Annotated in this window: 15 protein-coding genes; 5 read left to right on the top strand and 10 right to left on the bottom strand. The window is 39.1% G+C overall.

Features of this window, described 5'->3' with window-relative positions; genetic code table 11:
* Positions 1 to 77 precede the first annotated feature (77 nt).
* From MHI23_RS08710 to MHI23_RS08685, 6 genes are all read right to left on the bottom strand, one after another.
* Entirely contained in the window at positions 78 to 1676 is a 1599-nt protein-coding gene (locus MHI23_RS08710; RefSeq protein WP_342492441.1) for a M48 family metallopeptidase, read from the bottom strand.
* A gap of 39 nt (positions 1677 to 1715) precedes the next feature.
* A complete protein-coding gene (locus MHI23_RS08705) occupies positions 1716 to 2372 on the bottom strand; it encodes a YIP1 family protein (protein ID WP_254966789.1) in 657 nt (218 codons plus the stop codon).
* A gap of 70 nt (positions 2373 to 2442) precedes the next feature.
* The gene (locus MHI23_RS08700; protein WP_254966791.1) at positions 2443 to 2841 is read right to left on the bottom strand and encodes an uberolysin/carnocyclin family circular bacteriocin; all 399 of its coding nucleotides are present in this window, start codon (positions 2839 to 2841) and stop codon (positions 2443 to 2445) included.
* Positions 2842 to 3138: 297 nt separating this feature from the next.
* Positions 3139 to 3990 carry an SDR family oxidoreductase gene (locus MHI23_RS08695; RefSeq protein ID WP_342492440.1) on the bottom strand — a complete coding sequence of 284 codons (852 nt, stop codon included), beginning with the start codon at positions 3988 to 3990 and terminating at the stop codon, positions 3139 to 3141.
* 101 nt (positions 3991 to 4091) lie between these two features.
* Entirely contained in the window at positions 4092 to 4505 is a 414-nt protein-coding gene (locus MHI23_RS08690; RefSeq protein ID WP_254966794.1) for an Rrf2 family transcriptional regulator, read from the bottom strand.
* Between the two features lie 48 nt (positions 4506 to 4553).
* On the bottom strand, positions 4554 to 5027 hold the full coding sequence (locus MHI23_RS08685; protein ID WP_076839712.1) for a glutathione transferase: 474 nt from the start codon (positions 5025 to 5027) through the stop codon (positions 4554 to 4556).
* A 165-nt stretch (positions 5028 to 5192) separates the two neighbouring features.
* Here MHI23_RS08685 and MHI23_RS08680 point away from each other — a divergent pair, with 165 nt between their 5' ends.
* Complete coding sequence (locus tag MHI23_RS08680) at positions 5193 to 5636, top strand: DUF2188 domain-containing protein (RefSeq protein ID WP_202739018.1); 444 nt, start codon at positions 5193 to 5195, stop codon at positions 5634 to 5636.
* A gap of 217 nt (positions 5637 to 5853) precedes the next feature.
* On the opposite strand, the gene MHI23_RS08675 is transcribed toward MHI23_RS08680, so the two are convergent.
* Entirely contained in the window at positions 5854 to 6702 is an 849-nt protein-coding gene (locus MHI23_RS08675; protein WP_024425113.1) for a Ku protein, read from the bottom strand.
* Between the two features lie 115 nt (positions 6703 to 6817).
* On the opposite strand from MHI23_RS08675, the gene MHI23_RS08670 reads away from it, so the two are divergent.
* Positions 6818 to 8650: a DNA ligase D gene (locus tag MHI23_RS08670; RefSeq protein WP_342492439.1), complete on the top strand. Its 1833-nt coding sequence runs from the start codon at positions 6818 to 6820 to the stop codon at positions 8648 to 8650.
* Positions 8651 to 8717: 67 nt separating this feature from the next.
* Positions 8718 to 9413 (top strand): YoaK family protein, encoded by a 696-nt coding sequence (locus tag MHI23_RS08665; RefSeq protein ID WP_149126624.1) that lies wholly within the window; start codon positions 8718 to 8720, stop codon positions 9411 to 9413.
* Positions 9414 to 9453: 40 nt separating this feature from the next.
* Here the strand turns inward: MHI23_RS08665 and MHI23_RS08660 are convergent, their stop codons facing one another.
* Together MHI23_RS08660 and MHI23_RS08655 are read right to left on the bottom strand one after the other, a co-directional pair.
* Entirely contained in the window at positions 9454 to 9687 is a 234-nt protein-coding gene (locus MHI23_RS08660; protein ID WP_044335602.1) for a hypothetical protein, read from the bottom strand.
* 454 nt (positions 9688 to 10141) lie between these two features.
* Positions 10142 to 11254, bottom strand: a complete 1113-nt coding sequence (locus tag MHI23_RS08655; protein ID WP_024425110.1) for a tetratricopeptide repeat protein — start codon at positions 11252 to 11254, stop codon at positions 10142 to 10144.
* A 543-nt stretch (positions 11255 to 11797) separates the two neighbouring features.
* On the opposite strand from MHI23_RS08655, the gene MHI23_RS08650 reads away from it, so the two are divergent.
* Entirely contained in the window at positions 11798 to 12169 is a 372-nt protein-coding gene (locus MHI23_RS08650) for an iron chaperone (RefSeq protein ID WP_076839706.1), read from the top strand.
* A 51-nt stretch (positions 12170 to 12220) separates the two neighbouring features.
* On the opposite strand, the gene MHI23_RS08645 is transcribed toward MHI23_RS08650, so the two are convergent.
* A complete protein-coding gene (locus MHI23_RS08645; RefSeq protein ID WP_268414416.1) occupies positions 12221 to 12802 on the bottom strand; it encodes an undecaprenyl-diphosphatase in 582 nt (193 codons plus the stop codon).
* 227 nt (positions 12803 to 13029) lie between these two features.
* Here MHI23_RS08645 and MHI23_RS08640 point away from each other — a divergent pair, with 227 nt between their 5' ends.
* Positions 13030 to 13491 (top strand): macro domain-containing protein, encoded by a 462-nt coding sequence (locus MHI23_RS08640; protein WP_024427058.1) that lies wholly within the window; start codon positions 13030 to 13032, stop codon positions 13489 to 13491.
* Positions 13492 to 13537: the final 46 nt, after the last annotated feature.

Below are 13537 nucleotides of genomic sequence, written 5' to 3'. Positions count from 1 at the left end.
ATTTCTCTTTATAAATAGTTTTAGCCAATTATATTTGAAATGGTTCAGTTTAGCCTTCATATAATCACCTTGTTGACTCAATTGGTTTTCTTTATGTTCTCAATTCGTTTTTCAAAAGAGGGGTGACTTTCACGCCATTCAGACTTTCTTCCATAATCTCCATCTTCTTCTTCAATAAGACTGCTTAATTTAATCAAAGTATTGAGATACAGTGTTTTATTCTCAAGATGGGAAACAGCAAAGTTATCAGCCTGAATCTCAAATAACCGGCTGATTTTCTTTGGCAACCATTCCGTTATGAAGATCATGAGAATTACTCCTACTGGGAAAATAAGAACATATTGCCACCATCCGTTAGCAAGCATAACCTGTCTGGCATAATACATACTGATGCCCATAAATAATGTTACGATCAAAGTTAGAAACATGGTATAGTGCGCATGTTTTAACTTCGCATGCCCCATTTCATGGTATAAGATAGCACGAATTTCATCTTTATCAAACTTATCTAACAACCCTTCTGTCACATACACATCGACTCTTCTTTTAAATGGAAGTTTAAAAGAATATATCCAAGCATTCACATCCTGTTGAGAGTCTTTTTTCACCCAAATATTTACCTTTTGTTTTGTCTTATTCTCAATATCCTTGCGAATATTCATGAATGCTTCCGTATTTAAAAGTTCATATTTGTTTATTATTTTTTGAATGATTGAGTAACCAAAAATAAATAATATGATTAGGGCGAAGTACCAGCCACAAAATAGAAAAAGGTTATCCATGATCTTCGCTTGAAACGACAAAGGAAGTAATAAATATGATCCGAAATATAACAAAGATAAGGTGGCAGCACCAAACAAAACAACTTGCTCCCTAACATTCATTAAGAACGAATTTCCTGACGCGCCTTCATTTTCTTCTAAATCTTCAGGCGTATCTTTTGTAGTATACTCAAATGAATAAGCTGTCAATAAAATTGACAGGAAACTAGGTACAAGTATAGAGAGAATAATGCTTAATACATAAGAGCCTGTTATTGATAGCACATACCCCATTAAGAAATAATAATTTAATCCCAAGGGAAGAAAGATGGCTAAAACAAAGGGAATAAATAATGTGAATAGGTTTTTCATAGATTCATGAAGATTAAAAAATAAAAATAACATAGCTGGAAAAAGAATTCCCATTAAGGTAATTAATATAATATATGTGGTATTATGCTTAAAACCTGTTTTGACCTTAGTAGTTTCTGTTAAATTCGTTAGATTGTATTTAGAGAAAAAAGGATTTTGCGATACCTGTTCCATCTTGATTTTATCATCATGAATAGGTACAAAACCTCTTCTTAGAAAAACTGTTGCCTTATCTTTCATTAATTTGTCAGTTTCAATTGTGCTAATTCCATCCCTAGATGGAATCTCTGTGAAATGTATTTGCTTTCCCCCCAATTGAAAGGCTGCTTCTGATCGATCTTTGGAGTGACCTTCTTGATAGGTTAATAAAAAATCACCTTGATAAAGGGAATGGGAGATTAATACTTTTGGATTGTTATCTTTGTTCGAATCAAGTAGAACAAATGGAGAAACAACTGCTGAACGGATACCAACTTCAATCAAAATGACTATTATTGTAATAATGCTTGCAATAAAATAAGAAAGTGAGGCTTTTCGTAACATTTCATCACATCCTACTAACTGATTATAGGGTTAAAACAATTACATAAATGAAGTGAAAATCTCTGGAATTATTTTTAAAATTGTGTTTAGTAAGAAGGTGAAAGCGATAATCATTATGGACATCCACTTACTAGAATCCCTTAACAAAATTTTCACACCTAAATACATGATTATGTACTGCCAAATGACAAAAAAATCTATATTTTTTAAAAAGCTGCTTAAAAGAGAATTATCGGTATCTTTTAATATACCAGAAAATCCTTTAATCTCGTACAATTCTCCAGAAAACATCACTAATAACGAGAAAGAAAACACCTTAATGGCTATTGGAACCCAACTATAACCGATAATACTGGATACCGCTCTGAATTCCCGGGTTTCAGTAGAAAACAGTGATACCATAAAATAGATGACAATTGCTTGAATCAACCACTCTATAAGTAATCCTCCACTTATAATAAAAGTGAAAATACCAATAATGATAGCTGAATTAGACAACTTGTCTTCTAATTCAAACAGGTGAGAAATTTCCTGTATTAAAAATTGTGAGGTGGATAGTACTAAAAATATTCCTATTAGCATAATTAAAATGAACGGATAAAAATTCTTAGGTTTTTCAATTAATTTATTAAATAAAGATACTGGTTCAAATAATACAGATACGAATGATTTAACGCCCTCTACAATTTCTTTCACCACACGGCTCCCCTTATACGTAATTAGTAAAGAAGAAGTAGTTATGAGGATCATAACTACTCTTCATTACTTACCAAGTAACAGCTGCTTTTTTACCTTTTCGTTTGATATACCACTTTAATGACATCCTTGCTGCCCAAGCAATAGCCGTTACGGTTCCAAATGAAAAGGCACCTAACACTATAGATATTGCCGAAGCAACGTCAGACCCCGTCATCACCATGTTGACAATTTTGGATGCCTTTTTTTGAGCCTGGTTCCAAGTAGTCTTTTTACTATATTTATTAATGATTTTGGCAAGGTTCACTTCTAATGATGATTTTTCTAAAGTCTGAATATTAGAATTACTAAATTCGTTTTGATTATACTTCACTGGTGACCCAATAGTTCCAAACATCACTAAAATAGATAAAAAGACCATCCCAAAAGCGGCTAGGATTTTAGAATGTTTACTATCAATTTTACCCACAATTACCACCTCCTCCTATTATTATCTAATATTACAATAAATAAAATTAGAGTTCAACATTATCATATGAAAAAAAGTTACTTTGTTACTATTTTTTGTTGGTTAAAAGATAGTTAACTTCTACAGGTATAAGGATGATGTAAGAGTAGGAAAAATAAGAGGGTGATTAACCATTGAGTTGATCTGTTTATATAAAAAACGTTATATTGACTGGGCTACAGCTGGAGAGGAACTTAATGATGCTTGAAGCATAATCCACATGAGAAAACGCCCTTTTCGCAGGGCGTTTTTTGATGTTTATTTTGAAATCAATTCACGAATTCTTTCTTCAATAGGTGTTACCGGCCGGCCTAGTAATGTTTCGAAATCTTCACTTTCGACAGCTAAAGCACCATCGCGTATGCCGCTTTGAATGGCTTTGACAAATGGCACTGCTTCTTTTGGTACACCATTTGAAGCTAAAAAGTCTCCAAATGTGTCTACATCTATTTTTTCTACTTTGATTTCTTTTCCACTCACCTTACTAACAATTTGTGCAAGTTCACTATGTGTCCGAAGCGGGCCTGACAGTTCATATATCTCCTGATCATGTACGGGAAGTGTTAACGCATTTGCTGCCGCTTCGGCGTAGTCATTTCTTGTTGCCCAGCCAACCTTTCCTTCGCCAATAGGGCTTAAAAATGGTGCGCCGCTGACTGACGCCAGAATCGTATCTTTTTCGTTATCAACATACCAGTTGTTTCTTAAAAATACATGAGGAATGCCAGAGGCCAAAATGGCTTCTTCTGTTTTGGCATGGTCATGTGCAAGGACAAGCTGACTCTCTCTTGCATTGACAACACTTGTATAAGCAATAAACCTCACATTTGCTGCTTTCGCCGCTTCAATTGCCGCTTTATGCTGCTCGACGCGGTCTCCATCCGCCGTTGAAATGATCAACAGACGGTCAATGCCTTCAAATGCTGATGTCAGGGTGTCTGGCTGAGTAAAATCTCCACGGCGTACATCCACCCCAGCATCCTTCAAATGTGCTGCTTTTTGCGGATTTCGAACACTGACTGCAATTTGTTCAGCCGGTACTTTTGTGAGCAAATGCTTGACGACGAGCGATCCAAGTTGTCCTGTTGCGCCTGTTACTAATAATTTCATTTGTTTGACCTCCTCATTTTTCGTTCAACGGTGATGTGCATACGTTATAATCAAAATGGTTACAACAAAGGGTTAAAAAAAGCTCCAATGTATGAGCTTTTTTATTCCGTCTCTGTCAATAATTGCTGAATAGTCACTTGCTTTAGGTGATTCTCAAGTGCAGTTTGTGCTTCTTTTAGTTCATGCCGAAGTCTCGTGTCCATCGCTTGACCAATCGGGCATGCGATGACGGGCTGATGAAAGTTAAATAATTCTTCATCCTCGCTTACATCCACAGCACGGTACACATCTAAGAGTGTGATATCCTCAGCCGGTCTTTTTAAATAAGCACCGCCTACTCCGCGGCGAATTTCAATGAGACCCGCCCGTTTGAGCATTGCCATCATTTTTCGAACAATGGCAGGATTTGAATTCACGCTCTCTGCAATAAAATCACTAGTACACTCTTTTGGAACACCTGCAATAAATGACACAATATGAACAGCAATCGGATACCTGCTGCTAATTTGTTTCACAATCTTTCACCACCGTTGTAATCAATATAGTTACAATGAGTGATTTTGTCAATCAATAAACGGATTTTTCTTTCGATCCCAGTCCTCATATGTCATGATATCGTAGTCTTCTCCTGTATCAAGCTCAAGCGGCGCAATGCATTCAAGCAGATTCTCATCTGGGTCAAGAAAATAGATCGCTGCATGAAATTGCGGCGGATTATCGAGAACTAAAGGCTGCTTTTCTTCTGAAAAACCAAACATTGGGTGAATGCTGATGCCTCTTTCAATCAGCCAAGTCTTAATCTGTTCGATACTGGACGTTGTAATTTGAAAGGCAACGTGCCGAGTCGAGGGATGGTATGGAAAATTGTTCATATCTACTTTCCACAGGCCAAGCCAGCTCTTTCCTTTCTCAATCCATAAAAAAGCAACTCTTTCATTTTCATGAGCAAGTGTCAATTCCAATTTTTCATAAAACGCAATCGATGTCTTCAAGTCACTCACAGGTAAATGTGCTTCATATAAACCTTTCATCATCATCAAAATCACTCCTTTTCTACCTTCTATTCTGCAGGAGTTGATGATATTCTGCCTCAGCAAAACGATGTATTTTATCCCTAACATTAGTTTGAGAGACATTGTATGTTTGACCCTTTGCAGATGGGGGAAGATGTTCAAATAAAATAAAAGAAAGGAGCGGTCCATATGCCTTGGACGATGAACGATTATCCAGCTTCATTTCAATCATTAGACAACGTCATTCGAAAAAAAGCGCTTGAGATTGCCAATAAAATGATCCAGGAAGGATATGAGGAAAATAGAGCCATTCCAATTGCAATCAGTCAAGCGAAAGAGTGGAAAAAGAACGCAACAGAGAAAGAGGTAGAGAATTTTTCATCTCATGGTTCTGTCAAACCTTCAGAGAGCAGCAGCTCCGCAAGACCAGAGCTCATGGATCATGCGCAGCATGTAGTGAAACACGAGGAAGGCTGGGCGATTCAAACAGAGAAAGCGAAACGAGCAAGTGAGGTCAAAGAAACAAAACAAGAAGCAGTTGACCGGGCAAAGGAGATTTCAGCTAATAAAGGAACTTCCGTTGTCATTCACCGAAAAGACGGGACGATTCAGGACGTGTTAAAGCCGCAATAAGACCGCTTGTCAGCGGTCTTAGCGTGTAGACAAACCCTCGCATTCGGTGTCAGTCCTGCGTGCCGGTGCTCACGAAGGTTAAATTCGCTCCGCTCCGGTACTCGTCCTTCCTAGGGCTGCAAAGGTTTTCTATCACGCTGAAGGAAAACAAAAGGCTAAAATAAAGATCATTTTAGTCTTTTGTTAACAATTTAAGACCGCTTGTCAGCGGTCATTTTTATGCATTTTTTTCTTTTTTCGCTGGTGTTTTTCTTTTCTTAGGTGCTGCTTTTTTCGCTTTGGCTGGTTTTGATCGGTCAATCGAGGCCTGTAGTGCGGCCATCAAATCAGTCACATTAGCTGCAGGATCTTTTTTGCCTGTCGTTTCTGGCTGAACGGTATGTTCTCCAGATATTTTATCGCCAATTAAATTCATCAGCTGTTCTCTGTATTCATCTTGATATGCCGCTGGATCGAATGTCGTGGTCAGCTGCTCGATTAAAAGGAGCGCTGTATCTAACTCTTTCTTTACAATGTTCTCCTCTTGGGGGATATTCGGTACATCTGATACTTGTCTAATTTCGTCAGGGAAATGAATGGTTTCCATCAGCAAAATATGTTCATAGCACCTAACGATTGCTAATTGTTCCTTTGAACGGATCATAATCTTTGCGACACCAATTTTCCCCGATTCCTCTAGAGCTTTTCTTAATAATGAATAAGCCTTTGCTCCGCCGGTATCCGGTGATAAGAAATAACTTCTTTCATAATAGATTGGATCAATCTCTTCAATTTTTACAAAATCAATGATTTCAACGGCTTTTTCTTCATTTTCTTTTCGCAGTTTTTCCAGCTCTTCATCGTCCAATTCAATAAATTTATTTTTCGCATATTCATACGCCTTGACGATTTGTTCCGGCGCTACTTCTTCACCGCAATTGGCACATACTTTCTTGTAGTTAATGGGCGTGTGACACTCTTTATGCAGCTGTCTTAATTTAATGTCTTTGTTCTCTGTAGCGGTAAACAGCTTGACTGGTATATTGACCAATCCGAAACTAATGCCGCCTTTCCATACTGTATGCATCGCGCTTCCTCCGTTCTTTTCTCCTTACTATGTAATGTTTTCATCAGACTTATGTATGTGATTGAAAATTTCATCCCACTATAAGAACACATGATATAAGGAAGTGACATGCACAATGAAACCTATGCGATTAACACCTGCACATGATATACCTGCCGGTGCAGACTGGGTATATGAATTAAAATATGATGGCTTTCGGGCTATTCTTGTATGGGAAGAAGACGAGATTCGTTTAGAAAGCAGGACCGGAAAACGGCTAAATAAGCAATTTCCTGAAGTAATGGATCAATGCGAACAATTAAGAAACCAATTTGCTCCTTTTTTACCGCTGACACTTGACGGAGAATTGGTCTTTTTACTAAGTGAACAGCAAAGTGAGTTTGCGAAGGTTCAGCAAAGAGGCAGGCTGAAAAACAAAGAAGCCATCCAAAGACAGGCTGAACGATTTCCATGTCATTTCATTGCATTCGATCTATTAAGCTGCAAAGGGAAACCTCTCGTTGATTCACCGTTGATGGAAAGAAAAAATCAGCTGCAGCAATTATTCCAAGAAGCTAAGCTCCCCTCATCAGTTCAGCTAGAGCACCCTTCCCTTTTGCAGGTCATTCATACAGACCCAGACTCTGATTACATGAAAAACGTGATGACGACGTATTTAGCAGAAGGACTAGTAGCGAAAAAAAAGACGAGTAAATGGCATGACAATACTCGTTCAAAAGAATGGCTAAAAATGAAAAACTGGCGGTATGTCTCTGTCATTGTCACCCGTTTTGACAAAGAAAATGGCTATTTCCAAGGATCCATTTATCAAGATTCGACACTCATCGAGGTTGTTCAATTCAAGCATGGTTTTTCTAAAGAAGAAGAACAAACGCTGCGTACACTATTTCAGACAAAAGGCCAGTTAACAGGAGGATCTTTATACGAAATCCCTCCTTCTATCGTTGCCAGCATTGCTTGTATATCCTTTGATGGCTCGGCGTTAAGAGAGCCGCGTTTTTCTTCCTTTTTACTAGATGCGGATCCAGCAGCATGTACATTTCAGCAAATGCTCAAACAGCTGTATCCACTCCCTGCTGCTATAGAAGTCACTCACCCTGAAAAACCGATTGTCCCGGCTCTTCAACTAAACAAGGCAGATTACTTACTTTATTTAAGACAAGCGGCTCCCTACCTTTTGCCCTTTTTACGTGAAAGGCGTCTTACTTTAATTCGGTATCCGCATGGCACTGGAGACGAATTCTTTTATCAAAAGTCGACACCTGATTATGCGCCGGATTTTGTTTTAACAGATGAAGTTGATGATATTTCTTATACGATCTGTAATGATCCTCGTACGCTTCTTTGGCTTGGCAACCAGCTGGCGATGGAATTTCATATCCCTTTTGAGACAAGAGATACGGATCGGCCGACAGAAATTGTCTTTGATCTAGACCCGCCATCTGTAAATGAGTTTCATCTAGCCATAGAAGCGGCTAAACGAATCAAAGCGCTTTTAGACGGGCTTTTTCTCACAGCCTTTATTAAAACAAGCGGAGGTAAAGGGCTTCAAGTCTATATTCCTTTAAAGAAAAACGCCTTCACATACGAAGAAACAAGACAATTCACCGCGTTCATATGCCAATTTTTATGTGAGCAAGCACCGGATCTTTTTACTCTGGAACGCCTTAAGAAAAAACGCGGCAAACGCTTGTATTTAGATTACATTCAGCACGATGCTGGGAAAACAATCATCGCTCCATATTCTCCAAGAGGAAATGAGCTTGGGCTTGTTGCGACACCGCTTGAATGGGACGAACTCTATCATGATGAGCTTCATCCTTCTCTTTTTACGATGCCGGCTGTTATAGAGCGTTTAAAGGAAAAGGGCGATCCGTTCCGCCGCATGAGGCACCTTGTGAATGATGATGCTTTTAGACAAGTTTTACATCAGCTTGCACACATGTGACCATCTCATCAGATGGACATTTGCGGTCATGACGCGTTACACTTATTCATTAGAGAGGAAGAAAGGGATGACTATTTTGACCGCACATTCATTTCGAAATACAGCTTTGATTTTCTTATGTCTTTCCGCAGGAATTGTGGATGTGATTGGCTATTTAAGCCTAGGGCATGTGTTTACAGCCAATATGACAGGTAATATTGTGCTGCTTGGCATTGCAGCAGGAAGCTCCTTGCAGCTAACAGCCCTTCATTCCATCATTGCTCTAAGTGGATTCGTTTTAGGGGTTTTACTTGCAGTGGTGATAGGCGGAAATCACGAGAAAACGTTTTGGCCAAAAGCCGTAACCCGCATTTTTATCATCGAATTGATGATTTTGCTTCTATTTGCTCTCATGACCATTTTCCCTTATACACAAGGTGCTTACTTTATGCTGATCATTCTTTTAAGTATGGCTATGGGCATGCAAACGGCGGCCGCACGTAAATTGAATGTTGCTGGCATTTCCACAACCGTTCTCACAAGTACACTTGCTAACCTATTTGAAGATGCAGCCCAGCGCATATCATACCGGGAAAAAAGAAAGGCCCCTATCCAGCTTGTAAGCTTGATGCGAATAGGCTCTATTGTCTTCTACTGCCTAGGTGCAGCTATTGCTGCATACACAGATCGTTACGATCCGTTTATCATCATATGGCTGCCGATCATCATTCTAGGCATCATTGTGATCACTGCTGGATTGAAGCACTTTCACCAATTGAAATAGCCTCTCTTTAGATGGCTATTTCAATTATTGTGATCTTACACTAATAACTCCTGACATAAAAACCAGGAGGGCGTCCCATGATGAACGTTGAACCATATGGATATCCAGAAAATGTCCCGAATCCCCCGTAACCAGGAAAACCGCCCAAGCCAGAGAACACACCAGGGCTCAAATAAGACCCGCCAAAGCCGATATGGGAACCAACAGGCCCAATATGTGCCCCGCCTCCGCTAAAACCGCCTCCATGAAAACCACCATAAACCCGCGGATACATACAATCACCTGCCTTCGAATCAGACCTTATCTCATCATATGCATGACGAATGGGCGGTGCTCCTGCTTTTTCTTTCCTTCTATGTACATTAGACCAATTTAATAAAATTTGAATGAAAAGTCCTGCAAAAAATTAAATTAAGCAAAGAAAAGTGACCTTTTTAACTTGTTGCTCTGCCCTATGTTTATTTAGAATAATGGAGCAGGTAATAAATTTGCACACCCCCTTTGTTGCGAATTCTTCTTATTAAACGTTCTTGCAGCGTTTAATAAGAAGAGCCTATTAAAACACAAAAAACCCTTGCTGACGATCATCAACAAGGGCGAGAGATAAATGGTATTAACCACCAATGATTTTTTCTGCAACTTCGAATGAACCCGCAACGTTTTGCGATAGAACAGTCGCAGCGACCGCTAAACCGACAACGAATAATACTTTTAATCCTGTTTTCATCTTAAATCAACCCCATTCTTTTCATATGTAAATCCGCTTCTAAACTTTTGTTCAAGTAAAAAACAGACTGCTCATAAAGTGATTGCTTTTCACAATATTTTGCTGCAAATTGTGATAGCTCTTTTACTTCATGATATTCATTCTTCTCTTCTAACTTTCTTAATTTCTCATCAATTTGCTGAAATCTTTGTGGCGCATGCGTTAAGTAAAGATCATGTACGATGCCTATTTTTAGCTGAAACACTTCATGAGAAGCATCTTTTATTCTGGCATATGCAGCCTCTATATATTGGCTTGCACGCTGCTTTTCACCAATCACACAGAGTTCCCGGCTGATCAGATACGTAGAATGGAAAAAGAAATCTGAATCATAATACTCTTGATGGGACAGTGCTTTTTCAAGATGACGTATCGATTCCTTCGGTTTATTCCAAAATGAATATAAAATGGCCACATTGTGATGAAGCTGAGCCAGCATAAAATCATCCTGCTCATTTGTCAAAACTTCTTCCGCCAGACGATAATTCTCAAGCGCCTCTTCATACCGGCCGATCTCCGTTAGATTCGCTGCTATAAGAGAGTATGAAAGGGCCGTTCTTCTTTCATACTGCTTGTGCCGCTTATAGACGTGCAGCGCTCTGCGGATATAGCTTAATGAGAGCATGATATGACTGAGCCGGTAATAAAGCCATGCCACTTTAAAATCGAAATCAGCACGTTCTATCTCACTTGGAATTTTATCTAAGAGCTTTTCAGCACTTTGATACATTTGCAATGCAACCTCATAATTACCTTGATGCTGCTCATACACACCCTCATAAAAATCAAAATAATAGGCAAGACGATTAGACAGGTCATCTTCTTTTTTTCCATAATGACCCTCTATGCTTTTCGTTGAAACATTGCCTTTTTGACCTCTTAAATTGTACATAAGAATGTGATGCCTCTTCTCAAGAAGAGAATAGTATATGAGGATATCCGCATCGTCAATTTCCTCTACCGCTTTTTTCGCTTTGGCAAATAACCGTTCTGCCTCATCTGCATGATCTTTTTTGATTTCCATGTTCCAGTCATTTAATAGTGATGCCAATTCCGCAACAGGAACTTTGCTCATTCTACACCCCCAATCACCTTCAGCTGCAACACATGATTTCACTAAATATGGAACTTCTATTAGCAATTGCTAATTAGTCCATTTGACATCATTTTAATATGAATCACTTGAATCTTCAATAACCGTTTCCATTGAAAGTACGTTTCTTTCTCCTAGTCAATGATATTTGCGAAAAAATTCCGCCTTTTTTTAAAATAAACATCTTGAGATGAAATGAAAAAAGCCCAATGTCGAGGCTTTCTAATCTTATGATGGTTCATAGCAGCTTTTCATTTATCCAGTTTCTTTATATAATATGATCAATCACTTACACGCCTCAGTAGCTCTAGAAGGGAAGAGCGCCGTAAAACAAATTGTAGCTGGCGGGTCGCAAGGCAAGGGTTTCAGAAGCACCGAAAAGCACATGAGCTGAGACAGGTGAAATTCCTGTCGGTGAAATTCCGTAGGGAAGCGTGTTGCCCCTAGCCTATGCTTACGAAAGGAGTGCGGGTTCGAATCCCGTCTGAGGCTTATGAGGTAGATGGATTGGGAGGTTAAAATATTATGCATGTGTTTGAAGAATATATCAGTAAAATCGGTAACCCTGAGCTGAAGCAGCGCACTCAAGCCATCTTACAATGGGTAGAAGACACATTCCCTCAATTAGAGCCAAGAATTGCTTGGAATCAGCCCATGTTCACAGATCACGGCACATTTATTATTGGGTTTAGCGTGGCAAAACATCACATTTCTGTCGCACCAGAAGCAAAAGGAATTGATCAATTTTCAGCTGACATTGTACAAGCTGGGTACGATCATGGGAAAAATCTGTTTCGCATGAAAGAAAGCTTGCCAGTTGATTATCCTCTCCTAAAAAAAATCATCGCATTTAATATCGAAGACAAAGCGGATTGTTCAACGTTTTGGCGAAAATAAACAGTACCCCGATCTCAGCTTTACAGATCGGGGTATTTTGCTGCAACAATATTATTTTGTTCTCTTCCCTACCAATTTTTGTTCAACCCATTCATAACATGACAAGAGGGCATCAACGCTCTTTTGGCATATCGGCAAATATACAACGGCGACGGCTGTTAAACACGCTATAGCAGCTCCTGCTAAGACATCAAATGGATAATGAACACCTACCCAAATCCTTGAAAAACCAACAGCACACGCAATGATCAGCCAATACATATGGCGTTTGTGAAACAGCCAAAAGATCACGCAAATCGAAAAAATAAAGATGGTATGATCACTCGGAAACGAGTTATTCACTTCCTTTTGAATCAAAAGATTGACGCGGCTCATTTCTGCAAAGGGCTGCTGATTAAAATAAAACACCCCAGCGATTTTCCCAAGTAACTCGGCGAGTACGAAGGTCAGTCCGGCAGAAACGACCATCGCCCTATTGTACCTGCTGCGATTTTGAAACCATACGAACAGACACACGAGCGCTGCCAGCAGCACTGTATATTCAGCTAGTCCAATAAATATTGGATTCAAGTAACCATGATCGATACTGAGTTCATTCACCCACCTAAATAAATCTTCATTAAGTCCCCGCATCTCATTTCATCCCTTTTTACTTGATTTACGATAAGGATAATTGTAATGAGATGTCTGCCTCCATCGATCGAACGAACAAACCATGGAATCATATGACATGTTTGTCACTTTGCTGTCACCTGAACTCATGTACTAACTAAAAACTCATCAAAAGCTATTAAATCACAGGAACAAAACTGTTATAATAGAACATAAGTTTGCATTTTATCAAAAAGGGGTTACTGCATATGATCAAAACGGTAGACGGCAATATATTAGAGGCAAGCGAAGACATCATTTGTCACCAGGTGAACTGTAAAGGAGTCATGGGAGCTGGATTAGCGAAACAGATCAAAAGCAAATATCCGAATGTGTACAAAGATTATAAACAGTTATGTACAGAACAAGGAGATGACTTGTTAAGCTCCGTTCAACTCATCACAACAAAAGACGGAAAAACAATGGCCAACTTATTTGCCCAAGCTGGATACGGAAGAACAAGACAGCAAACAGACTACGATGCCTTACGCAACTGCTTTCAACACCTAAAGGATACAGTGACACAATCACCTGAAGAGAAAAACCCAACGTCCATCGCCATTCCATACGGGATCGGCTGCGGATTAGCAGGCGGCGATTGGACGATTGTGGAAGAGATGATTGAAGAGGTGCTGGGTGATTGTGAAGTGACGGTTTATCGGTTTAGATAATGGAAATGAGATTTTATGAAACATATATGAGAAATACCCTCCTTAA

Source organism: Bacillus sp. FSL M7-0003, from assembly GCF_038628485.1.
GTDB classification, from domain to species: domain Bacteria; phylum Bacillota; class Bacilli; order Bacillales; family Bacillaceae; genus Bacillus; species Bacillus safensis.
Note: the sequence above shows the minus strand (reverse complement) of the source record. Positions and strands in the feature narration are given on the sequence as shown.

What these genes read in the sequence shown, in the direction of transcription:
- MHI23_RS08710 (WP_342492441.1), bottom strand. Translation starts at nt 1,676, where the DNA reads ATGTTACGAAAAGCCTCACTTTCTTATTTTATTGCAAGCATTATTACA.
- MHI23_RS08695 (WP_342492440.1), bottom strand. Translation starts at nt 3,990, where the DNA reads ATGAAATTATTAGTAACAGGCGCAACAGGACAACTTGGATCGCTCGTC.
- MHI23_RS08685 (WP_076839712.1), bottom strand. Translation starts at nt 5,027, where the DNA reads ATGATGATGAAAGGTTTATATGAAGCACATTTACCTGTGAGTGACTTG.
- MHI23_RS08680 (WP_202739018.1), top strand. Translation starts at nt 5,193, where the DNA reads ATGCCTTGGACGATGAACGATTATCCAGCTTCATTTCAATCATTAGAC.
- MHI23_RS08675 (WP_024425113.1), bottom strand. Translation starts at nt 6,702, where the DNA reads ATGCATACAGTATGGAAAGGCGGCATTAGTTTCGGATTGGTCAATATA.
- MHI23_RS08670 (WP_342492439.1), top strand. Translation starts at nt 6,818, where the DNA reads ATGAAACCTATGCGATTAACACCTGCACATGATATACCTGCCGGTGCA.
- MHI23_RS08665 (WP_149126624.1), top strand. Translation starts at nt 8,718, where the DNA reads ATGACTATTTTGACCGCACATTCATTTCGAAATACAGCTTTGATTTTC.
- MHI23_RS08660 (WP_044335602.1), bottom strand. Translation starts at nt 9,687, where the DNA reads ATGTATCCGCGGGTTTATGGTGGTTTTCATGGAGGCGGTTTTAGCGGA.
- MHI23_RS08655 (WP_024425110.1), bottom strand. Translation starts at nt 11,254, where the DNA reads ATGAGCAAAGTTCCTGTTGCGGAATTGGCATCACTATTAAATGACTGG.
- MHI23_RS08650 (WP_076839706.1), top strand. Translation starts at nt 11,798, where the DNA reads ATGCATGTGTTTGAAGAATATATCAGTAAAATCGGTAACCCTGAGCTG.
- MHI23_RS08645 (WP_268414416.1), bottom strand. Translation starts at nt 12,802, where the DNA reads ATGCGGGGACTTAATGAAGATTTATTTAGGTGGGTGAATGAACTCAGT.
- MHI23_RS08640 (WP_024427058.1), top strand. Translation starts at nt 13,030, where the DNA reads ATGATCAAAACGGTAGACGGCAATATATTAGAGGCAAGCGAAGACATC.